The 21,364-nt window shown below is 35.4% G+C and carries 24 protein-coding genes; 17 read left to right on the top strand and 7 right to left on the bottom strand.

Translation table 11 applies throughout. The features are described from left to right. Positions 1-128 precede the first annotated feature (128 nt). Positions 129-734, bottom strand: a complete 606-nt coding sequence (locus ACIQ1E_RS05980; RefSeq protein WP_396169607.1) for an NUDIX hydrolase — start codon at positions 732-734, stop codon at positions 129-131. A gap of 7 nt (positions 735-741) precedes the next feature. On the opposite strand from ACIQ1E_RS05980, the gene pyrE reads away from it, so the two are divergent. Next, positions 742-1,398, top strand: coding sequence for an orotate phosphoribosyltransferase (gene pyrE, locus ACIQ1E_RS05975; RefSeq protein ID WP_396169605.1), 657 nt, complete (start codon positions 742-744; stop codon positions 1,396-1,398). Between the two features lie 148 nt (positions 1,399-1,546). Beyond that, positions 1,547-1,939, top strand: coding sequence for an SRPBCC family protein (locus ACIQ1E_RS05970; protein ID WP_396169603.1), 393 nt, complete (start codon positions 1,547-1,549; stop codon positions 1,937-1,939). Positions 1,940-1,994: 55 nt separating this feature from the next. Here the strand turns inward: ACIQ1E_RS05970 and ACIQ1E_RS05965 are convergent, their stop codons facing one another. After that, the gene (locus ACIQ1E_RS05965) at positions 1,995-2,723 is read right to left on the bottom strand and encodes a biotin--[acetyl-CoA-carboxylase] ligase (RefSeq protein WP_396169601.1); all 729 of its coding nucleotides are present in this window, start codon (positions 2,721-2,723) and stop codon (positions 1,995-1,997) included. 97 nt (positions 2,724-2,820) lie between these two features. Between ACIQ1E_RS05965 and rsfS the strand changes: the two genes are divergently transcribed. From rsfS to ACIQ1E_RS05930, 7 genes are all read left to right on the top strand, one after another. After that, complete coding sequence (gene rsfS, locus ACIQ1E_RS05960) at positions 2,821-3,192, top strand: ribosome silencing factor (protein ID WP_315148702.1); 372 nt, start codon at positions 2,821-2,823, stop codon at positions 3,190-3,192. Between the two features lie 15 nt (positions 3,193-3,207). Continuing rightward, positions 3,208-5,133 (top strand): ATP-dependent zinc metalloprotease FtsH, encoded by a 1,926-nt coding sequence (gene ftsH / locus ACIQ1E_RS05955; RefSeq protein WP_396169599.1) that lies wholly within the window; start codon positions 3,208-3,210, stop codon positions 5,131-5,133. A 109-nt stretch (positions 5,134-5,242) separates the two neighbouring features. Continuing rightward, positions 5,243-5,845, top strand: coding sequence for a lactate utilization protein B/C (locus tag ACIQ1E_RS05950; RefSeq protein WP_396169597.1), 603 nt, complete (start codon positions 5,243-5,245; stop codon positions 5,843-5,845). Position 5,846: 1 nt separating this feature from the next. Next, positions 5,847-6,737: a phosphatidate cytidylyltransferase gene (locus ACIQ1E_RS05945; RefSeq protein WP_396169595.1), complete on the top strand. Its 891-nt coding sequence runs from the start codon at positions 5,847-5,849 to the stop codon at positions 6,735-6,737. After that, the gene (locus tag ACIQ1E_RS05940) at positions 6,727-7,380 is read left to right on the top strand and encodes a phosphatidylserine decarboxylase family protein (protein WP_396169594.1); all 654 of its coding nucleotides are present in this window, start codon (positions 6,727-6,729) and stop codon (positions 7,378-7,380) included. Before ACIQ1E_RS05945 ends, ACIQ1E_RS05940 begins: the two co-directional genes overlap by 11 nt. Continuing rightward, positions 7,380-7,649 (top strand): acyl-CoA-binding protein, encoded by a 270-nt coding sequence (locus tag ACIQ1E_RS05935; RefSeq protein WP_396169592.1) that lies wholly within the window; start codon positions 7,380-7,382, stop codon positions 7,647-7,649. Before ACIQ1E_RS05940 ends, ACIQ1E_RS05935 begins: the two co-directional genes overlap by 1 nt. A gap of 8 nt (positions 7,650-7,657) precedes the next feature. Then, positions 7,658-8,428 carry a superoxide dismutase gene (locus ACIQ1E_RS05930; protein WP_396169590.1) on the top strand — a complete coding sequence of 257 codons (771 nt, stop codon included), beginning with the start codon at positions 7,658-7,660 and terminating at the stop codon, positions 8,426-8,428. A gap of 63 nt (positions 8,429-8,491) precedes the next feature. Here the strand turns inward: ACIQ1E_RS05930 and ACIQ1E_RS05925 are convergent, their stop codons facing one another. Continuing rightward, positions 8,492-10,360 (bottom strand): alpha-amylase family protein, encoded by a 1,869-nt coding sequence (locus ACIQ1E_RS05925; protein ID WP_396169588.1) that lies wholly within the window; start codon positions 10,358-10,360, stop codon positions 8,492-8,494. Between the two features lie 282 nt (positions 10,361-10,642). On the opposite strand from ACIQ1E_RS05925, the gene ACIQ1E_RS05920 reads away from it, so the two are divergent. From ACIQ1E_RS05920 to ACIQ1E_RS05890, 7 genes are all read left to right on the top strand, one after another. Then, complete coding sequence (locus tag ACIQ1E_RS05920) at positions 10,643-12,271, top strand: OstA-like protein (RefSeq protein WP_396169586.1); 1,629 nt, start codon at positions 10,643-10,645, stop codon at positions 12,269-12,271. A 277-nt stretch (positions 12,272-12,548) separates the two neighbouring features. Beyond that, entirely contained in the window at positions 12,549-13,682 is a 1,134-nt protein-coding gene (locus ACIQ1E_RS05915; RefSeq protein WP_396169647.1) for an aspartate aminotransferase family protein, read from the top strand. A 161-nt stretch (positions 13,683-13,843) separates the two neighbouring features. Then, positions 13,844-15,238 (top strand): tetratricopeptide repeat protein, encoded by a 1,395-nt coding sequence (locus tag ACIQ1E_RS05910; RefSeq protein ID WP_315218888.1) that lies wholly within the window; start codon positions 13,844-13,846, stop codon positions 15,236-15,238. A gap of 140 nt (positions 15,239-15,378) precedes the next feature. After that, entirely contained in the window at positions 15,379-16,131 is a 753-nt protein-coding gene (locus tag ACIQ1E_RS05905) for a shikimate dehydrogenase family protein (protein ID WP_396169585.1), read from the top strand. Positions 16,132-16,318: 187 nt separating this feature from the next. Beyond that, on the top strand, positions 16,319-16,855 hold the full coding sequence (locus ACIQ1E_RS05900; protein ID WP_396169583.1) for a CIA30 family protein: 537 nt from the start codon (positions 16,319-16,321) through the stop codon (positions 16,853-16,855). Between the two features lie 201 nt (positions 16,856-17,056). After that, complete coding sequence (locus ACIQ1E_RS05895) at positions 17,057-17,350, top strand: type II toxin-antitoxin system HigB family toxin (RefSeq protein ID WP_396169646.1); 294 nt, start codon at positions 17,057-17,059, stop codon at positions 17,348-17,350. A 3-nt stretch (positions 17,351-17,353) separates the two neighbouring features. Then, entirely contained in the window at positions 17,354-17,710 is a 357-nt protein-coding gene (locus ACIQ1E_RS05890) for a type II toxin-antitoxin system HigA family antitoxin (RefSeq protein ID WP_396169581.1), read from the top strand. Positions 17,711-17,724: 14 nt separating this feature from the next. Here ACIQ1E_RS05890 and ACIQ1E_RS05885 read toward each other — a convergent pair whose 3' ends face one another. The 3 genes from ACIQ1E_RS05885 to ACIQ1E_RS05875 form a co-directional block, all read right to left on the bottom strand. After that, a complete protein-coding gene (locus ACIQ1E_RS05885) occupies positions 17,725-18,072 on the bottom strand; it encodes a DUF1508 domain-containing protein (protein WP_396169579.1) in 348 nt (115 codons plus the stop codon). A 123-nt stretch (positions 18,073-18,195) separates the two neighbouring features. Then, a complete protein-coding gene (locus ACIQ1E_RS05880) occupies positions 18,196-18,552 on the bottom strand; it encodes a hypothetical protein (protein ID WP_396169577.1) in 357 nt (118 codons plus the stop codon). Between the two features lie 135 nt (positions 18,553-18,687). After that, a complete protein-coding gene (locus ACIQ1E_RS05875; RefSeq protein ID WP_396169575.1) occupies positions 18,688-19,866 on the bottom strand; it encodes an AIR synthase related protein in 1,179 nt (392 codons plus the stop codon). A gap of 270 nt (positions 19,867-20,136) precedes the next feature. Between ACIQ1E_RS05875 and ACIQ1E_RS05870 the strand changes: the two genes are divergently transcribed. Then, positions 20,137-20,643 carry a hypothetical protein gene (locus tag ACIQ1E_RS05870; protein ID WP_396169573.1) on the top strand — a complete coding sequence of 169 codons (507 nt, stop codon included), beginning with the start codon at positions 20,137-20,139 and terminating at the stop codon, positions 20,641-20,643. Positions 20,644-20,790: 147 nt separating this feature from the next. Here the strand turns inward: ACIQ1E_RS05870 and ACIQ1E_RS05865 are convergent, their stop codons facing one another. Continuing rightward, positions 20,791-21,021, bottom strand: a complete 231-nt coding sequence (locus ACIQ1E_RS05865; protein WP_396169571.1) for a hypothetical protein — start codon at positions 21,019-21,021, stop codon at positions 20,791-20,793. Between the last annotated feature and the right edge of the window lie 343 nt (positions 21,022-21,364).

The raw sequence follows: 21,364 nt of genomic DNA, 5'->3' as shown, positions 1-21,364 counted from the left end.
TGCAAAGGTAGGGAAAAAAATTAGCAGATTGCAGTTGGCAGATTGCAGTCAAAAAACCCAAACCCATAGTCTTAACTAAAAGGGTTCACACAAATTCTGCAACCTGAAATCTGCAACCTGCAATCTGACTACTGCAAACTAATATTCTCTTCTTCGAATAATAATTTTATATTTTCATAAGATTTTTTTAAGACTTCAGGTATTTCATTTGGACTGAGCCAAACCGCTTTTTCGATCCCTTCTTCGATTTGTCCAACTGGAGTTCCTTCATAATCAGAAGTCATTTCGAACCAATGTGTGATTTTTAGTTTGTAGATGCCATTACGCCTGAAAATGTGATAGGTTTTTTGGAGTTTTTTAGTAATTCGTAGTTGATTAACTCCAGTTTCTTCTTCGACTTCGCGCATCGCTGTATCTCCAATTTCTTCACCTTTTTCAGTACCGCCTTTAGGCAAATCCCATTTTCCTCCTCTGTAAATAAACAAAACCTCTCCTTTTTTGTTATAGACCAATCCACCTCCCGCTTTCGAAACAGGAATTTTAGATTTCAATGTTTTTAATATTTCCTTTTCATCGGGATGATAAAGATATGCTTTTTGAATTTTATTTTGAAATATTTTAACTATAAGTTGCACTATATCAACACTTTCCAAAAGAAATAACTGAAAATTAGTCTCCTTAGAGATTTCATTTGTCAAAAAAAGTGGTTTGTCGTTCACAAAAACTTTATACATTTGTATTATGATATTTAATAAAGATACTGCCGAGAAAACTGCCGAATTACTTTTGCAAATTAATGCAATTAAATTGAATCCAAGAAATCCTTTTACGTGGGCTTCGGGATGGCAATGCCCTATTTATTGTGATAATCGAATAATTCTCTCATTTCCAACCATTAGGAATTATGTTAGGGACGAATTTTCGAAAAATATTGAAAAACAATTTGGAAAACCCGATGTGATTGCTGGTGTTGCAACTGGAGCAATTGGTATTGGCATATTAGTAGCCGAAAGTTTAGGATTACCCTTTGTTTACGTTCGCCCAGAACCTAAAAAACACGGACGACAAAACCAAGTAGAAGGATTTCTGCAAAAAGGTCAAAACGTGGTCATTGTCGAAGATTTGATCAGCACAGGAAACAGTAGTTTGCTTGCTGTGGAAGCCTTGCGTGCCGCTGGAGCCAATATCAAAGGAATGGCAGCTGTTTTTACTTATGGTTTTGATGTAGCGAAAGACAATTTCAAAAATGCAAATGTTGACTTATATACCTTAAGCAATTATCAAAATTTATTGAATTTGGCTGTAGCCAAAAGATACATCACCGAGCAAGAGGAAGAAACTTTGAGAGAATGGAATTCGAGTCCATCGACTTGGGGTGTTGTTGGAAGTGGTCAGTAGCAACTGTTTAGCGTTCAGCAGGAAGCGAACAGTCATCAGATGTATGGATTGGGTGATTCGTAGATCGAAAATCATATATTTTACCACAATAAACCAAAAACTCTAAACAATAAACAATAAACAATAAACCACAAACAATTAACTGCAAATGAACTTAGAAAGTCCAAAAGTTACAGTCGAAAAATCGGCTGAATATTTATACACTCAATTATCCGATATTAAAAATTTCGAGAAACTGATGCCTGAAAATATTGCTAAGTTTGAAGTACTTGGTGATGATATTTTTAATTTTGGTTTAAAAGGTATGCCCGAAATTAAATTAAGACTGAAAGAAGGAGTACCTTTTACCAAGGTAATTTTGAATGCTGCAAGCGACAAATTGCCTTTTACTTTGGTGGCCAATATTAATGCAGTTGCTGATAATTCAAGCGAGGTACAATTAGATTTCGAAGGAGAATTCAATGCGATGATGGCGATGATGATCAAGGGACCCATTTCGAAATTTATCGAAACTTTGGCATTGAATATGTCGAAATTGTAAAGTCTTTCACCCTACAATTCAAAACCTTTTAGTTCCAACTGAAAGGTTTTTTTATTCAATACAACATCTGAATTTCTTTGATATCAAATTCAGAAACGGAATCATCTTCTAAAAGTATTTCGAGTTTGCCAACAGGAGAAACCCCCTTGATGATACCCATAAAATTTTGTTGATTTTGCCCTTCGAAAGGCATGGGAATCCCTTTCTTGAAAAGTCTATTGGAGTATTCAGACCAAAATAAATCTGAATTTTGAATCCAAAGCTGGATATTTTGTTCTAATTTTTCAATAATTTTCAAAAGAATATTTTCTTTATCGAAAGTAGTTTTGCAAATCACAGCTAATGACGAGGCTTTGGGCAAGTTCTCAAAATTGATTTGGTTCACATTTAACCCTAAACCTACAATAGAATTGATACTTCCGTCACTTTTTATACTATTTTCAATCAGAATACCACCTATTTTCTTATTGTATGACATAATGTCGTTTGGCCATTTGATACTTAATTCTGGAATATTAAAATCTTCTAGTGCCTGAATTATAGTAACCGACACGACAATATTAATATCAAACAAACGATTAACATCTGTAACAAAATCAGCAATCAAAACACTCATTATTAAGTTTTTACTGGGTTCAGAATCCCAAATAGCTCCCATTTGGCCCTTGCCCTTAGTTTGATTTTCGGCAGTAACAACGGTGAAGTTTTCAAGTACTTGCTTACTTGCTAACCCCTTTAGGAAGTCGTTTGTAGAATCTATGGCATCGAGTTTGATTAGTTTCATAAAAAAATTATTTGAGGAACAGAATTTAATATTATGTTAACGTTCAAAAATAATCACAAAAAATGGTAACTTTACCAACTTATATTAAAAATAATTCATGGCAAAAAAGATAGTAAATAATGATGTTCTATTGGCAAACATTATCAAAGGGATTGAAGAAGTAAAAGGAAATGATATCGATATTCTAGATTTAAGAGAAATAGACACAGCCGTTTGTGACTATTTTGTAATCTGCAACGGAAATTCAAACACTCAAGTTAACGCAATTGTAAACTCAATTCAAAAAGTAGTTTCAAAAGAATTGAAAGACAAACCTTGGCATGTAGAAGGTTCAGATAATGCCGAGTGGGTTCTTATGGACTATGTAAGCATTGTGGTTCATGTTTTCCAAAAACACATTCGAGAATATTACAACATCGAAAGTCTTTGGGGTGACGCCAAAATCACGAAAATCGAAAATAAATACTAAAGAAATATACCTGCAATGGCAAACGATAACAAACCTAATTCAAATAATTTCAAAGTAAGTCCTTGGTTAATTTACACTGCAATTTTATTGATATTCTTGACCATTAGTTTTTTTACTGGTGGCTCAAATTTTCAGGATCCAATTTTATTAGATCAAACAAAATTTAATACTCTATTAGAAAAAAGTCAGATTGAAAAAATAGTAATCTTCAATAAAAAAGATGCAGAAATCTATTTAAATACTGCTGCATTAAAGGACCCCAACAATAAAAAAGTTGCCAAAGATGTCTTGAATAATCCTAATAAAGGTCCACATTATAAAGTTAGCCTTGGCGATGTTCAAATTTTCGAAAGAAAATTAGAGAAAGCAGTAACAGAGGGAAAACTGAAAAATTATGATTTTCAAGAAAGCAGTAATTGGAGTGATATTATTATCAGTCTTTTACCTATCATTATTATCATTGGGGTTTGGATTTTCATTATGAGAAGAATGTCAGGTGGTGCAGGTGGCGGAGGTGGACAGATTTTCAATATCGGAAAATCAAAAGCCAAACTATTCGACGAAAAAACAGATATAAAAACTTCTTTCAAAGATGTTGCTGGACTTGAAGGTGCCAAAGAAGAAATACAAGAAATTGTTGAATTCTTGAAAAATCCTGAAAAATACACCAATCTGGGTGGTAAAATCCCAAAAGGAGCGTTACTTGTAGGTCCTCCAGGAACAGGAAAAACACTTTTGGCAAAAGCCGTAGCTGGTGAAGCTCAAGTTCCGTTTTTCTCTTTATCAGGTTCCGATTTTGTTGAAATGTTTGTAGGAGTTGGTGCTTCACGAGTAAGAGATTTATTCAAACAAGCCAAAGAAAAATCTCCTGCGATTATCTTCATTGATGAAATTGATGCCGTGGGAAGAGCGAGAGGAAAAAACAATATGTCAGGAGGTAATGACGAACGTGAAAACACATTAAACCAATTGCTAACCGAAATGGATGGTTTCGGAACCAATTCGAATGTGATTGTTTTAGCGGCCACCAACAGAGCCGATGTTTTAGACAAGGCTTTGATGCGCGCTGGTCGTTTTGACAGACAAATTTTTGTAGACTTACCAGACATTCGCGAACGTGAAGAAATTTTCAAGGTGCACCTTGCTCCATTGAAAAAAGTCGAAAATCTAGATACTGACTTTTTAGCCAAACAAACTCCTGGTTTCTCAGGTGCAGATATTGCCAATGTTTGTAATGAAGCCGCTTTGATAGCCGCTAGAAATAACAAAACCGCAGTGGATAAACAAGATTTTCTTGACGCTGTAGATCGAATTATTGGCGGTTTAGAAAAGAAAAATAAGATCATTACACCCGAAGAAAAGAAAGCAATTGCGATACACGAAGCAGGCCACGCAACAGTAAGCTGGATGCTAGAACACGCAGCTCCACTAATTAAAGTGACAATTGTTCCTCGTGGTCAAAGCTTGGGTGCGGCTTGGTATCTTCCTGAAGAAAGACAAATCGTGAGAACAGATCAAATGCTAGACGAAATGTGCGCTACAATGGGCGGAAGAGCTGCTGAAAAAGTAACTTTCGACAGAATTTCGACTGGCGCTTTGAGCGACTTAGAAAAAGTAACTCGCCAAGCACGAGCAATGGTAACGATTTATGGTTTGAACGAAAAAATAGGAAATGTAACTTATTATGATTCAACAGGTCAAAGCGAATACAGCTTTTCGAAACCGTATTCTGATGAAACTGCAAAAACTATCGATGAGGAAATTTCTATTTTAATTGAAAGCCAATACGAAAGAGCCATCAAAATATTAGAAGAAAATAAAGATAAATTGAATCAACTGGCGGATATTCTTATCGAGAAAGAAGTTATTTTCAAAGATGACTTAGAAACTATTTTCGGAAAGAGAACCTTTGATGACAATCTTACAGAGGTAGTAGCATAATTACAAAAACGCATATTATTTTAAAATCTTAATTCAAAAGTGACTTTTGAATTAAGATTTTTTTATCTTTGAACGTTTTCAATTAATTTATCAAGTAGCATAGAAAAATATGAGTCTTTTTAAAAAATTTTTTAGTTCTATAAACCCCACTTCTGAAGAAGGAAATGATACGGAAAATAGCAAGTATTCCATTCAACACGATGCGCCTATAGAGGAGAAATTCATTTACAATTTCAATAAAAACGGAGGTAAGTTTTTATATTGTGAAACTGAATCAGAACTGAAAGATCACTTCGAACACATTCTCGAAGAAAATGATTGGTACGAAGGCGAAGCTTTATGCTATGAAACTGATCTTAAGAGTCTCCTTGACGAAAATAAAATAAGCTATGTTCACACAAAAAACCCTTCGTTCCTGCTTGCAAATTGCGAGAATCTAATTGCAGACGAAGGATCTATTCTGTTTTCATCTAAACAAATTAAACAACACAAGCCCAACGAACTCCCTACTAATATCGTCATTATTGCGACTACTAGTCAAATAATCGAAACCAAAAGTGATGGCTTGAGCGTTATAAAAAAGAAATACATCAAAGATTACCCTACAAACATAACAACCATAAAATATTTCAAAAAAGCAGTTGACGAGGATTTTACTCAATACGGAAGTTCCGCCAAGAATCTATACCTTTTGCTTTTAGAAGATTTATAAGATGAATGAAACACTCAAGAGAGCTATATCTGGTGCTATTTATGTAATATTACTTATATCTTCGATACTCTATTCGACTGAAAGTTTCTTTGTTTTGTTTGGAATATTTTTAATCATTGCCATTTATGAATTTTGCAATTTGATTCAAATTAACAAAATTCCTTCTATTCTTTTTGGAGTACTTCTTTATACTACAGTAACTTTACTCAGCTGCTATAACAAAGCAACTACTACTTTCGTAAATAGAACTTTTAATACGCATTTAGATTTGTCGATAAACGTAAAACAATTAGACCTTATCTTATTGGTTATTGCTTTAGTCGTTTCGATTAAATGCATTCTATTTTTGTTCTACGACAAGATTCAAAAATCAAGTATTTCATCTAAATCATTGTATTTATTAGGATATATCATTCTTCCTTTTATATTTATTACCAAAATTTCATTTGGAATCAAAGATTACAATCCGAAAATCATAATTGGATTATTTATTATCATTTGGACCAATGACACTTTTGCCTTTATTGTTGGAAAATCAATTGGAAAAAATAAATTATTCGAAAGAATTTCACCAAAAAAAACAATTGAAGGATTCATTGGAGGTATTATTTTCGCCATTTTAGCCGGATATTTAATATCTAAATATTACATCAAAGCAAGTCCTGAATTTAGTTCCACATCTATAATGATTTGGGTGACAATCGCACTTATTGTTGGGATTATGGGCACTATTGGAGATTTGATCGAATCCAAATTCAAGCGAATTGCGGGTGTAAAAGACAGCGGAAAAATTATGCCTGGCCACGGAGGCATCCTAGATAGACTAGATAGTGTTATATTTGTAGCACCAATTATATTTTTATTTTACCAAATTCTATACTATGTTTCATAAAGAAGGTGCTCAATCTATTTTAATAGGTACTGTTGTTACTGCAATTGTGCTGCTATTATCCGACAAATTTATCGTTACTCCTTGGATTAAAATGACGATTCAAATCATTACGTTTTTGTTATTGATTATTATTCTACAATTTTTTAGAAATCCAAAACGTAACTTTATATTAGACGAAAATCAAATCCTTGCTCCAGTAGATGGAAAAGTTGTGGTTATCGAAGAAGTATTTGAAAGCGAATATTTCAAAGAAAAACGCATCCAGGTTTCGATCTTTATGTCGCCTCTAAATGTCCACGTAACACGTTATGCTATGGGCGGAATTGTAAAGTTCAGCAAATACCATCCAGGGAAATTTCTAGTAGCTTGGCATCCAAAAGCTAGCGAAGAAAACGAAAGAACAACTATTGTACTCGAAAACAAAAACTTTGGAGAAATTTTGTATCGCCAAATTGCGGGAGCATTGGCCAAGAGAATTGTCAATTATGCCAAAGAAGGAATGCAAGTAGTTCAAGGTGAAGATGCTGGTTTTATAAAATTTGGTTCACGTGTAGATTTATTTTTACCTTTGGGAACGCCAATTAATGTTGTACTTAACCAAAAAGCTGTTGGCGGAAAAACGATTATCGCTACAAAAGGCTAATGAATAAAAAAGATTTAGATACACGCTTTCAGGAAGCTGTAGATATTGCTTCGAATATGACCCAGGCATCGCTCCCACAAGATGTGCAACTACGTTTATATGCATTCTATAAGCAGGCAACCTACGGAAGCTTAAGCTTCAATCACTCTGAAAGTTTTGATCTAAGAAATGCTTTCAAAACCAATGCTTGGATTCAAATAAGCCATTTGTCAATCGATGAAGCCAAAGAACAATACATAGAAATTATAAATTCCTTATTGGAAAAATAATACTAAATATGAAAAAGCTTAGTTTACTTATAACAAATTTATTAGTCCTCACTCTTTTAGTTTCCTGCAACAATAAAAAATACACCGAAGTAGTCGAAGTCCCTTTACCGACTGCAGAAGAAAAAGTGATTATGGGAATGCCGGATGATGTAAAAGCGAACGAAGGCTCTTTTCAACTGGAAAAACTTCCGTATTCTTATGATGCTTTGGCACCCAATATTTCCGTTTTTACTATGGAAAATCATTATTCTAAACATTATTTAACCTACACGAATAACCTGAATAAAGCGATTTTAGGAACACCATTAGAAAATCTAACCATCGAAGAAGTATTAGCAAAATTAGACCCGAGCGTTCTCGATATTAAAAGTAATGCAGGCGGATACTACAATCATTCGCTGTATTTTAAATGTATGGCCCCAAAAGCGGGCGGACAACCCAAAGATACTTTGGCTGCAGCCATCACCAAAAAGTTTGGCTCATTCGAAAATTTTACTACTGCATTCAAAGATGAAGCTACAAAACAATTTGGCTCTGCTTGGGTTTGGCTCATCGTAGATAGATCGGGAAATCTTCAAGTTACAAGCACTCAAAATCAAGACAATCCAATGATGCGAAATGCTACTATTCCTGGAAAACCAATTCTGGCTTTAGACCTTTGGGAACACGCGTACTACTTGGATTACCAATACAAAAGAAAAAATTATGTCGATGCTTTTTTTAATGTAATCAATTGGAAAAAAGTAGGCGAAAATTATGAAGAAGCTTTGAAGAAGTAGAATAAAATAAAAAAAGGGTAAAATGTTAAATTCATTTTACCCTTTTTTAATAGTTGAATAAATCTACAACTGAAAAATAAACGATTCCGAAGGGCCAATGCTAATTTGGGCTTTTCCTTGTCCATTTTCAACTCGCAATTGAGTTGTTTTCTTCTGATACAATTGATCCGTGATGGTATAAGTCCCATCTTTCAAATTCCATTTTTGAATAATATCAGCCGGAATTCGCAGTTCGAAATTGCTAGAAGCAAGCGAATAAAAATTAGTCACCACAATCAGTTTTTGGGTGTCAGACCAACGAACATAGGAATAAATCGCTATGTCATAACCAGGTGTGATATTGCGATTGGCAGTTTGTATTTCCTGAAATTTCCCCATCAAAGCCGAACTGTTGATAGAAAAATTCAACAATCTTTTGTAAAAATCTCGTAAGTCTTTTTCGCTTTGCGAAAGTTGCCCGCCATCAAAAACACCACCATTCATCCAACGTTGATGATTAGGAACTCCTATATAATCAAAAATAGAAGTTCGGGAATGGGTTCCAAAACCTGCGTTTTCATTTCCTGCTTCTCCTACTTCCTGACCAAAATAAATCATTGTTGGTGCCGTGCTTATGGTTGCTGAAACCACCATAAGAGGTTTTCCTTTTTCTGGCGTTCCTGCAAATTCAGGACTTGCCAAACGTTGCTCATCGTGATTATCCAAAAATTTAAGCATATGATGCTCAATATCAGCCATCCGATGTTGAATATCCGAAAGCCCATCTGGCCAAGTTTTTCCTTGAATCACGGCTTTCAAATGGTCGTAAGTTTCTACTTTATCATACAAATAATCCATTTTTCCAAGGCGAATATAATTGCGATATTCATTCGGATTATACACTTCTGCCATCAAGAAAGCGTCTGGATTTTTCACTTTTATTGCCGAATTCATATAACTCCAGAATTCGTACGGCACCATTTCGGCCATATCATATCGGAAACCATCTACGCCTTTGGCTGTCCAATACAAAGCAATATCACGGAATTTAATCCAAGAACTAGGCACACTTTTGTCCTTCCAAAAATCAAAATGTTCCTGACACGATTTGGTATCATAACCCGCTGGAAGTTCCGGAAAATCTTTCGAACCATCAGGACGAATTCCATAATTGACTTTCACCGTTTCGTACCAATCGTTTCTGTCTGGTTTTGCCAATCTCGAACCGTTACCTGTCCATTTTGCAGGAAATTCATTGAATTTTCCATCGATTAGCGGATTACTTTCACCATTTAATGGCTTGTCTGTATCTGGAATTTCAAAACGGGTATTTGGAATATAATAAAAGTTGTTGTCGCGTTTGTATTCTACCGAAACATCATCATCCGTACCAAAATCTTTTACGCCTTTTGGGTTACTTTTTCCTTCGTATTTTCGAGCAATATGATTGGGAACAATATCTATAATCACCTTCATTCCTGCTTTGTGAGTTCGGGCAATCAAAGCTTCAAATTCTTGCAAACGATTGGCTGGATTCACCGCCAAATCCGGGTTTACATTATAATAATCTTTCACAGCATAAGGCGAACCAGCACGACCTTTTACCACTTCAGGATCATCGTTCGAAATACCAATCGAAGTGTAATCGCGAACCAAAGCGTGATGTGGAACTCCAGTGTACCAAATCGATGTAACACCCAAATCCTTAATTTCCTTCAAGGCTTTGTCCGTAAAATCATTGAACTTCCCTACCCCATTTTCCTCAATAGTTCCCCAAGGTTTATTGGTTGTATTTGTGTTTCCAAACAATCGGGTAAATATCTGATAGACTACTTCTTTCTTCTCTGGTGTGGTTAGTTTCTTTTCTGTATTCATTGATATAGATGATGTTTTACATGCTGTTGCCAAAAGTACTGTGCTAATACTTGCAACAATAGTTATTTTTTTTATCATAGTAAATTATTTTTTCGGATTTTAATGGCTAATTATGAAATTCATTTTAAACGAATTAACATCCTCTAAATTTAATATTTTTTTTTAAACTATTTGCGAATTATGCAAGACCTTGAAGAAACTAATTCCCAAAAATAGAACTACAACGAAACAGTATTCTTTTTTGTTAATAAATTTTGGCCCAAAAAATGAAATCCAAACCGATTGAATTGAGTTATAAATAAATCATAATATAGATTAGGGTTGTTTGCTTTTTCTTAAATTTGGCGAAAAATAAATCCATTGAATAAATTTTTCTTTTTCATTAGTTGCTGTTGGGTAGTTTTGAGTTTCCAAAACCTTTTGGCGCAAGCTCCCAAAAAAATTCTTATTGAACATTCCGATTTCTTTGATGTCAACCAAATCGAAGCTCCAGATGCGGCTTTGCTCACAGGAAATGTTCGTGTCAACCACGACGGCATCATTATGACCTGCAACAAAGCCTATTATTTTCAAAATGAAAATTATATCAAAGCCTTTGGAAATGTGCAATTGGTTCAAGGTGATACTTTGTATTTGAATAGCAAATACGCCGAATACAATGGTAATATGAAAAAAGCTTTTGCCACTGGTGATGCCAAAATGCGTTCGCCACAATCTACTTTAGTTACCGATACCATCAACTTTGACCGGAACACCCAAGAAGTTTTTTACAACACCAACGGAACCATTACCAACAGAGACAATATTCTAAAAAGTAAATCGGGAAAATACTATGTTGCTGAGAAAAAGTTCCAATTTCTGACGGCTGTTACCATTACAAATCCTAAGTATGTAATGAAATCAAACCACTTGGATTATTATACTAATTCAGGACATTCTTATCTTTTTGGGCCCTCGACGATAACTAGCAAAGCCAATTATATTTATACCGAAAAAGGCTTTTATGATACCAAAAAAAATCTCGCCCATTTTCTTCGAAAGTCCTACATCAAATACGACGACCGATTGATTGAAGGCGATAGTTTGTATTATGACCGCAATGTAGAATTTGCATCTGCCACCCGAAATGTAAAAATTACCGACTCTATCAACAAAGGGATTGTGAAAGGACACTACGCCGAATTGTATAAAAACAAAGACTCGATGTTTGTCACCAAAAGAGCCGTTGCGATTAATCTGGTCGAAAACGATTCGGTTTATATTCACGGAAAAAAGCTACTGGTAACAGGTCCCGAAGGCAACCGAATTATTCGCGCTTTCAAAAACGTTCGTTTCTACAAAATCGATATGAGCGGCAAATGCGATTCTTTGCATTCTAGTGCCAAAACAGCTTTGACAAAACTCATAGGAAATCCCATTCTTTGGAATGGAGAAAGCCAAATTACGGGTGATTTAATGCACCTTATCGGAAACAATACAACCAAAAAACTCGATTCCCTCAAAGTCTTGAATAATACTTTTATTGTCTCGAAAGATACTATTGGAAAAGGATTTAACCAAGTCAAAGGGCAAAATTTGTATGGCAAATTCGAAGAAGGAAAACTGCACGATGTCGATGTTATAAAGAATACCGAAGTGGTTTATTATATGCGAAATGATGCGCAGGAACTTATTGGTATCAACAAAAACGTGAGTAGCAAAATCAATATTATATTCGATAAAAACGAAATAGAAACCATCACCTTTTTCAATAACGTAGATGGCACCATTTATCCCGACAAAGACCTACCCGAACCCGACCGAAAACTCCGTGGACTAGTCTGGCGTGGCGAGGAACGAATAAAATCAAAAGACGATATTTTTCCACCAGAAGAAAATATAGAAAACGAGAAACTGGTCAAACAAGGCAAAGACGAAGAAGCCAAGGAAAATGTCCCGATGAAAGTCCGGAAGGAAACCTTGAATTACGATAAGAAGAAGAAAAAGTAGATTGCAGGTGGCAGGTGGCAGGTAGCAGATTGCAGGCATCAGTTTTACAGAAATAATATGCCCTTTATTTGTCATTCCTGACGAAGGAGGAATCTCAACAAACGAGAGCAACATAATTGAGACGCTTCCAGCGTGACAAATAGCAAGAATAAACGTCTCCAAATTAACACATAAAACTCCGTAAAACTTTGCGCCCTTGCGTCTTTGCGGTAAAAATAACAACAACGTGAACGATTTCATAAAATACCAAGCCCAAACTTCTCCCTATCCTTTAGGAATGGAAGTTTCGCACGCCAAAGGGTCTTATATTTTCGATACCAATAACAAAAAATACTTGGATTTTGTAGCCGGAGTTTCAGCTTGCACGCTTGGACACCAACCGCCAAGAGTTAATCAAGCGATCAAAGACCAATTGGACAAATATTCACACGTGATGGTCTATGGCGAATACTCACAAAGTCCAGCAGTAGAATATTGCAAATTGATGGCATCGCTCCTACCTGAACCTTTAAAAAAAACTTATTTGGTCAATTCCGGTACCGAAGCTATCGAAGGCGCTTTGAAACTCGCCCGAAGAACAACAGGCAGAAGCCAATTGATTTCTTGTCATAATGCCTATCACGGCAATACAATGGGTTCGATGAGCGTGATGGGATTTGAAGAACGCAAACGCATTTTCCGTCCTTTAATTCCTGACGTAGATTTTATCACATTCAATAACGAAGCTGATTTAGAAAAAATAACCACCAAAACAGCTGGAATACTTCTTGAAACCATTCAAGGCGGCGCTGGATTTATTCAACCTCAGAACGATTTTCTTAAAAAAGTTCGAGCGCGTTGCACTGAAGTAGGTGCGATGATGATTCTTGACGAAATTCAACCGGGTTTTGGCAGAACAGGAAAGCTTTTCGGATTTCAAAATTACGATGTCGTTCCCGATATTGTAGTAATGGGCAAAGGAATGGGCGGCGGAATGCCTGTGGGTGCTTTCACAGCTTCTCCAGAAATGATGGATTTGCTGAGTCACGATCCAAAACTAGGTCACATCACAACTTTTGGAGGCCATCCTGTCATTGCGGCAGCCTGTTTGGCCACTTTGCAGGAAATTACAGAAACAAACCTAATGCCGGAAACTTTAGAGAAAGAAAAGCTCTTCAAATCGCTTTTGGTACATCCTTTGATAAAAGATATTCGAGGAAAAGGATTAATGTTGGCAGCAATGACAGAAAGTGCCGAGATTACCAATGAAGTGATTCTGAAATGCCAAGACAAAGGATTGATTTTATTTTGGCTTTTATTCGAAGCCAATGCCATAAGAATAACACCCCCTTTAACTATTTCAGAAAATGAAATTCGAGAAGGTTGCGCGATTATGATTGAAGTAATGGATTCAATTATTGATAGTTTATGATTTTGGTTAACAGTTGATTTTCAACTAACAACAAACTATAAACCACAAACCATAAACTTAATTAACCTGTTGATTAAATTGTTCACAACAATTCCAAATTTTTCTCACATTAAACCCTAGGTTGCCTACTTTTATTTTGGGCAAACTCAAAAAAATAACCTATGCAATTAAGCGAAGAAGAAGAGGAATATAACTTATCTCTGTCTAAATTTGAGTCGATGTTGAAAACCAACAAAGTGCTCTTTTTTGACTCCGAAGAATTCGAAGAAATCATTCTTCATTACCTCGATATGGGAAAAGCCAATTTGGCTAAAAAAGCTTTAAAACTGGCTTTGGAACAACATCCGCGTTCAACAGGACTGAAACTAGTTCAAGTTGAAATGTTGGTTTATGATGACAAGCTTGAACAGGCTGAAAAGTTACTGAACGAATTGTATGCCATCGAACCTACAAACGAAGAAATTTATATTCAAAAAGCCAATATTTATTCCAAACGAGACAACCACGAAAAAGCGGTTGAATTACTCAATATCGCTTTAGAATATACCGATGATTTAGCCGATGTCTATAATTTAATTGGGATGGAATACCTTTTTATGGACAATCTCGAAATGGCCAAAGACAGTTTTATCAAATGTTTAGAAGTCGATCTCGAAGACCAATCAGCCCTATATAACGTGGTGTATTGTTTCGAATTTTTAGACCAAAATCAGGAAGCCATTGCTTATTTGACAAAATACATTGATAAAAATCCGTATAGTGAAATCGCTTGGCACCAACTAGGACGCTTGCATTATGGCATCAAAGAATATGAAAATGCCATTCGCGCTTTTGACTATGCTACAATTATCGATGACGAATTCCTAGGCGCTTTCATGGAAAGAGCTAAGGCATTGGAACGATTAAAAAAATACGAAGAAGCCATCGAAAGCTACAACAGAACCATCGAATTAGACGATGCTACTTCCTATGCTTTGCTTCGAATAGGAAAATGCTACGAAAAACTAGGCAACAAAGTTCAGGCCTTAAAATATTTCAACAAAACAGTGCACGAAGATCCACTTTTAGACAAAGGATGGATTGCAATTACTGATTTTTACGTTCGCCAAAAAAACTTCCAAAAAGCCTTGTTTTTTGTCAATAAAGCTTTGGCGATAGACAATCAAAACCGCTTGTATTGGAAAAGATATGCTACCATCAGCAAACAAATAAACCACTTTGAAGAAGCAGAATTTGGCTATCGAAAAGCGGTGGAATTTGGAGATCATTCCTTAGACACCTGGCTATTTTGGGTAGACATTTTACAATTTTTAGGCGAATTTGATAGCGCTGTTCAAACCTTGTTACAAGCTACAGAATATTTCCCTGAAGAGAACGAAATCGAATACCGTTTGGCTGGTTTGTATTTTATGATGCAAGACAATCCCAAAGCTAAGTTTCATTTGAGCAACGCCTTGCGATTGAATTTTGACAATTATATCATTTTGGAAGATTTATTTCCTGTGGTTTGGTCTCGAAAAATGGTGCAAAACTACATTGCCAAACACAAAAAATAAGTAACTCTATTTAACCACAAATTACACCAATTTTCAATAATTAATTAGTGGGAATTTGTGAAACCTGTGGTTATTTTTTTAAGAACCAAATGACAAATGCACCGAAAATGCATAGTTAAAACTAAATTTAAAATCATAAAATGCTGGACACAATTCGAAAACGCTTTGGTTTACTGGGACGCAACATAAGTTATTCTTTTTCGAAAGGTTATTTTACCGAAAAATTCAACAAGGACGCCGTTTTCGAAGGCTGTACTTATGAGAATTTTGATATTCCCGAAATAACGGCTTTTCCTGAAATCATAAAGAACACACCCGACCTCAAAGGAATGAACGTAACCATTCCGTACAAAGAAGTCGTGATACCCTATTTAGACAAACTGTCCAAAAAAGCAACCGAAATTGGCGCCGTAAATACTATAAAATTCACCAAAAAAGGAAAATTAAAAGGTTACAACACCGACTATTATGGATTTAAGAAATCATTAGAACCTTTATTACAACCTCATCATAAACAAGCCCTAATTCTTGGCACTGGAGGAGCATCTAAAGGCGTGGCTTATGCCTTAAAGGAATTAGGAATTCTGTACACTTTTGTTTCAAGAGAAGCAAAAGAAGGCGTGATAGATTACGACCGCGTCAATGTGACCACTTTTGAACATTACCAAATCATCATCAACTCAACACCTGTGGGAACAAGCCCAAATACAGACGCTTTCCCTTTGATTCCTTACGAATATTTCACCGACAAACATATCGCTTACGACTTGATTTACAATCCTGCTGAAACCCAGTTTCTTAAAAAAGCGAAAGCAGCGGGTGCTCAAACCAAAAACGGACAGGATATGCTGGTTTTTCAGGCGGAGAAAGCTTGGAGGATTTGGAACAAGTAGTTAGTTTTTCTTAAATAAATTTATCCTCCGATACTCATTTTCCACAATAAAATACATTTACTATCGACTAAACAAACGTTAATGTTTTGACCTAAAGAGTTAATGTAAAACCAGACTATTTGCATTTGATATAAATTTGTAATTCAACCAACTACAAATTGCTGTAGATTTTGTAAAAGAGTAATTTATGAATTTAGGTATAAATTTATTGTTAGCATTTTTATTTTTCGCTATGAACCCAATTGTTTTAGTAGATTTCAATAAGAATAGTAAGACTGACGACTGGAATATAGTCAATGACGTAGTTATGGGCGGGCGTTCCAATAGCCAATTTGGAATGGCCTCCGAAGGCAACGCGCGTTTTACTGGAACCGTTTCACTGGAGAACAATGGCGGTTTTTGCTCTGTGCAGCATAATATAGCGCCCAAAAGTCTTGAAAATAAAAAGATTTTAAGCATCCGACTAAAAGGTGATGGAAAGAAATACCAATTCCGAGTAAAATCAAATCGAAATGATTATTATTCCTATGTTTACCAATTTCAGACTAGTAAACAATGGGAAGTTATTGAAATTCCAATTTCAGAAATGTACGCTTCTTTCCGCGGCAACAAATTGAATATTCCAAACTACAATGGAGATAAAATAGAACAACTAGCTTTTTTAATTGCTAATTACAAGGAAGAAAGTTTCGAGTTGTTGATTGACAAAATTGAAGTAAAATAATTGAAATTTGAGCTCTTCCTTAAAATCAATACAGGAAAAAAAGTCATGATTTAAGTCCTTCGCCTTAATCCTCAAACACAAATTCATTTATCGTAAAATCCAAAACAACCTATAGAAATCAGTTCGTGTAAATCGCAATCAAAAAAACAAACCCTTCTAGTTCCCAAATTGGTAAATAATTTATATCTTTGTAAAAAAGAGTTGAGAGTAATTGCGAAAAAGATATTGCGGGATTTTTGGGAAAAGCACGAAGATTGCGAACAACAATTGAAATCTTGGTTTCGAGAAGTTCAAAAATCAGAATGGAAAAACCCGAACCAAATTAAAGAAGAGTATCCAAGTGCCAGTATTCTGAATAACAATCGAGTTGTTTTCAATATCAAGGGCAATAATTACCGATTGATTGCAAAAATAAGTTTTGAATACCAAATGGTTTGGATTCGATTTATTGGAACTCACGGAGACTATGATAAAATTAACGCCAACACCATTTAAATTATGAACATCAATCTTATCAAAACAGAAAACGATTACCATCAAGCATTAGAAAGACTTGAAGTAATTTTTGATTCAAAAAAAGGAACGGAAGAAGGCGACGAATTAGAACTTTTAGGAATGTTGATTGACCAATATGAAAACGAACATTTTCCGATTGATTTGCCAGATCCAATTGAAGCTATAAAATTCAGAATGGATCAAATGGGATATAGCCAAAATGATTTAGCAAAAATTGTAGGTTTTAAAAGCCGTGCGAGTGAAATATTAAGCCGAAAAAGAAAATTATCATTAGAAATGATAAGACAATTACACAATGAATTAAACATTCCGACTGACGTTTTAATCCAAAATTATTAAGATATACTCGACATTTAATCCGGAAACACAAATTCATTCATCGTAAAATCTAAAACATCGGATTTGACGGCAGTTCGGATAATTTCGTCGATACCCTTTTCAAGTAGCAATGGCGTGGTATATTTTCGGCTAGTGGCGATTACCGTTTCTTCGAGCATCATTTTGAAAAAATATTTGCCGTTGGCCGCTCTCGCTTTTACGTAAGTGTATTTTTCAACGTTCGCTTTTATTTCTTCGATACTGTCTTCACATTCCATCTTCAGTTCCATTGAAGGGCTAGTGAAAATAGTTTTCCCTTTTCGGGAGGTGAATACAAATTTATATCGATCGTCAAATCGTTTGCTGATAACGAATGTCCCCATAGTTTAGTTAAAAGTGTTGGTGAAATGGCACAGGAAGAAAGCTGATAAACAGAATTTACTTCGTCTGTTAGACCCTCGTTCTAGAGGATCACTGATTTTAGTTTTGGTCTGAAATAATAGAATCTATTCGTTAAACTCGTCATAACGAACGGGAACTTGCGGGTCGTAAAGCGGACATTTGAATTCCTCTAGAGTATCGGTAAGGAGATTCATTGTTTTGCCTTCGGTTCCGTAGCAATCGATTTGGATGCTTTGTGGCGTGGTTTTGATTTGAAAAGCTCCTTTCCCGTTGCTGTTTTTCCAGCTGTTGTCATCTACTTTTTCCCAGCTATCAAAAACTTTATTAATACGATTCAATATTACTTCTATTGGCAGCGTTTCAAGCCCTTCGACTTCTTGCTGTTCAACCAAGGCTTCGTACACCAAATGATGGTTGAGATAAATTCCGTCCTGATATTGCCAAAAGAGTAGTTCGTACATTGAAGGAAAGTTTAAGTGTTAAAAAGTTTAAAATTGTTTAAGAGCCTGCACGTTTAAAAGTTTAAAAATTGTTTTACTGTCCATAAAACAACTGTTTTAAACAATCTTAAACAACCTTAAACTTTTATAAACCCATTAATATTCAAAAGCACCGTATTCGCTGGAAATAGTCAATTTTTTAGTGTCGGAAGCTTCTACTCTACCCACGATTTGCGCGTTGACATTGAATGATTTTGAAATCGCGATAATGTCTTGGGCAACGGCTTCGGGAACGTAAATTTCCATACGATGACCGCAGTTGAACACTTGGTACATTTCTTCCCAATCGGTTTTGGATTGCTCTTGGATGAGTTTAAACAAAGGTGGAACCGGAAATAAATTGTCTTTTATGATGTGTAATTTTTGAACAAAATGCAAAATCTTGGTTTGGGCTCCTCCGCTGCAATGCACCATTCCGTGAATTTCGTTGGAAGTATATTGATCTAAAATTTTCTTGATAATTGGCGCATAAGTTCGGGTTGGCGAAAGCACTAATTGTCCCGCATCTATTGGAGAATTTTCGACAGCATCGGTTAGTTTTACCTGACCGGAATAGATTAATTCTTCAGGAACTGCTGCATCGTAACTCTCCGGATATTTGGTGGCCAAATATTTCCCGAAAACATCGTGACGTGCTGATGTCAGTCCGTTACTTCCCATTCCGCCATTATAGCTTTTTTCGTAAGTGGCTTGACCGAAAGATTCCAATCCTACGATGACGTCACCCGCTTTTATATTGGCATTATCGATAACTTTAGAACGTTTCATACGAGCAGTTACAGTTGAATCTACAATGATGGTTCGAACAATATCGCCCACATCAGCAGTTTCTCCACCTGTTGAATGAATAGTAACCCCAAAAGAATCAAGTTCTTTGATAAGCTCTTCCGTTCCGTTGATGATGGCTGAAATTACTTCGGCAGGAATCAGATTTTTGTTTCTTCCAATTGTTGACGAAAGCAAAATATTGTCGGTCGCTCCAACACACAATAAATCGTCGATATTCATAATCAAAGCGTCTTGCGCTATGCCTTTCCAAACCGAAATATTGCCTGTTTCTTTCCAATACATATAGGCCAAAGACGATTTGGTTCCTGCACCATCGGCGTGCATTATCAAACAATACTCTTCATCATTGGTCAAATAATCGGGGACAATTTTGCAAAAAGCTTGAGGAAATAATCCTTTGTCAATGTTTTTGATGGCGTTGTGAACATCTTCTTTTGATGCCGAAACTCCTCTTTGTGCATAACGTTTGCTAGAATCTGAACTCATTTTGTAGTGTTGTAATTTTGTTGGTTGTCCGTAGAAGGACGATGTCGCAAATATAAATCTTTTTTTTGGGTTGTAGCAAACCGTATCTCACTAGTATTCTAAAACTTTGAATCATTAGAAAAAAAACAATACATTTGACGAAAGGTCAAATCAATTTTACTTATTTGATCTAAAAATTTAACTAGTCGAATTCTAACTAACAATTTTAGACTTTAGTTAATTTAAAGGAATCTACTAACTCAATTCTAACAATATTAAAAACTTATCCCTATGAAAAATCTATTCACATTATTCGTAAGCCTATTTATTATCAGTGTTTCAAATGCGCAAACTGAAAAAGCAATCATCAATACTTCTCGTTCCAATTCTAAGGGAATTCAGAAACCAGTTGATAGTTTGCAACAAAAAGCAAACCACAATACTGCTAGAAGCAATAAATCAACCATCAAAGGAGAGGATGAAAGTGACACTGACCGCTCGAAAACAAAACAAGCTAGCCAAAATAATCCTTACTATAAAGAAAATCCTTTATCAGGAGACATGCCTTCGAATAAACAAAAATCCGATCACAACTCTGTAAGAAGCAATAAAAGCAAAATCAAAGAAGATGGAGGGAACACTAGTGATAGCTTAAAAACTAAGCAGGCCAGCCAAAATAATCCTTACTTTAAAAACAATACGTCCTCAGGAGAAGTGCCTTCGGATTTACAAAAAGCCAATATCAACACCTCTCGTTCCAACACAAAGAGTCAGGCTAAAACCGCTGAGCCTAAATAATAGCTATGCTGCTTCTAGTAATATTAGAAAAATAAGATTTAAAACTGGTGCAGAACTATCTGACAAAGTAAACTAAAACTATTTTTATAAAAAATTCCTCTTCAAATAAACTGCCTCCAAAAAGTTAGACACTATTTGGTTGAATATTTATGAAATAAAAGTCAAGTAGACATTAGACCATACAAAAGGCAAAATATAAATCGATTTGTAAGGTGTTACCAAAAAAGTTCCTCTAGCCGAAGTGGAGTCTAATTCCCAACGCGAAGCCATCGATTTGAGTTCTACCTTATCATTAAACAAAGATTGAACTTGAGCGTTAGAATGAACCGCGCCTACAATAAAAATAATTAGGACAAAATATTCTTTAATGAGCTTCACTGTAACGAGTTTACGACAGACAAAGGAAGTACAAAAATGAATAACCAATGTTACACCTTTCCGCTGAAACCTTACATAATTCACTTATTTTTTTGAACTTATACCAAACATAATTATATTTTAATCCAACCTGGCGAGTCCGTTTGTCAAGCTGTAAAGCGTCCCTACTCTCGTGCGTAGCGACTCCTATGGACTGACAAACAGCCTATATTTTAGACTATTTAGTCATTCCTTAAGAACCCACTTTTTGAGTTTTTAGATTTTTTACCAAAAATACATCTGCAAAAATAAGCAGTAAAAATTCGAGCCAAAGAACAATTTGCTCTTTGATTTGGTTGAATCG

Source organism: Flavobacterium sp., from assembly GCF_044348915.1.
GTDB lineage: Bacteria > Bacteroidota > Bacteroidia > Flavobacteriales > Flavobacteriaceae > Flavobacterium.
The sequence above is the reverse complement of the archived record's forward strand: the minus strand, read 5'-3'. Positions and strand labels throughout refer to the sequence as shown.

Coding starts and splice junctions, on each gene's coding strand:
- ACIQ1E_RS05980 (WP_396169607.1), bottom strand. CDS start 734: ATGTATAAAGTTTTTGTGAACGACAAACCACTTTTTTTGACAAATGAA.
- pyrE (WP_396169605.1), top strand. CDS start 742: ATGATATTTAATAAAGATACTGCCGAGAAAACTGCCGAATTACTTTTG.
- ACIQ1E_RS05970 (WP_396169603.1), top strand. CDS start 1,547: ATGAACTTAGAAAGTCCAAAAGTTACAGTCGAAAAATCGGCTGAATAT.
- ACIQ1E_RS05965 (WP_396169601.1), bottom strand. CDS start 2,723: ATGAAACTAATCAAACTCGATGCCATAGATTCTACAAACGACTTCCTA.
- rsfS (WP_315148702.1), top strand. CDS start 2,821: ATGGCAAAAAAGATAGTAAATAATGATGTTCTATTGGCAAACATTATC.
- ftsH (WP_396169599.1), top strand. CDS start 3,208: ATGGCAAACGATAACAAACCTAATTCAAATAATTTCAAAGTAAGTCCT.
- ACIQ1E_RS05950 (WP_396169597.1), top strand. CDS start 5,243: ATGAGTCTTTTTAAAAAATTTTTTAGTTCTATAAACCCCACTTCTGAA.
- ACIQ1E_RS05945 (WP_396169595.1), top strand. CDS start 5,847: ATGAATGAAACACTCAAGAGAGCTATATCTGGTGCTATTTATGTAATA.
- ACIQ1E_RS05940 (WP_396169594.1), top strand. CDS start 6,727: ATGTTTCATAAAGAAGGTGCTCAATCTATTTTAATAGGTACTGTTGTT.
- ACIQ1E_RS05935 (WP_396169592.1), top strand. CDS start 7,380: ATGAATAAAAAAGATTTAGATACACGCTTTCAGGAAGCTGTAGATATT.
- ACIQ1E_RS05930 (WP_396169590.1), top strand. CDS start 7,658: ATGAAAAAGCTTAGTTTACTTATAACAAATTTATTAGTCCTCACTCTT.
- ACIQ1E_RS05925 (WP_396169588.1), bottom strand. CDS start 10,360: ATGATAAAAAAAATAACTATTGTTGCAAGTATTAGCACAGTACTTTTG.
- ACIQ1E_RS05915 (WP_396169647.1), top strand. CDS start 12,549: ATGGAAGTTTCGCACGCCAAAGGGTCTTATATTTTCGATACCAATAAC.
- ACIQ1E_RS05910 (WP_315218888.1), top strand. CDS start 13,844: ATGCAATTAAGCGAAGAAGAAGAGGAATATAACTTATCTCTGTCTAAA.
- ACIQ1E_RS05905 (WP_396169585.1), top strand. CDS start 15,379: ATGCTGGACACAATTCGAAAACGCTTTGGTTTACTGGGACGCAACATA.
- ACIQ1E_RS05900 (WP_396169583.1), top strand. CDS start 16,319: ATGAATTTAGGTATAAATTTATTGTTAGCATTTTTATTTTTCGCTATG.
- ACIQ1E_RS05890 (WP_396169581.1), top strand. CDS start 17,354: ATGAACATCAATCTTATCAAAACAGAAAACGATTACCATCAAGCATTA.
- ACIQ1E_RS05885 (WP_396169579.1), bottom strand. CDS start 18,072: ATGGGGACATTCGTTATCAGCAAACGATTTGACGATCGATATAAATTT.
- ACIQ1E_RS05880 (WP_396169577.1), bottom strand. CDS start 18,552: ATGTACGAACTACTCTTTTGGCAATATCAGGACGGAATTTATCTCAAC.
- ACIQ1E_RS05875 (WP_396169575.1), bottom strand. CDS start 19,866: ATGAGTTCAGATTCTAGCAAACGTTATGCACAAAGAGGAGTTTCGGCA.
- ACIQ1E_RS05870 (WP_396169573.1), top strand. CDS start 20,137: ATGAAAAATCTATTCACATTATTCGTAAGCCTATTTATTATCAGTGTT.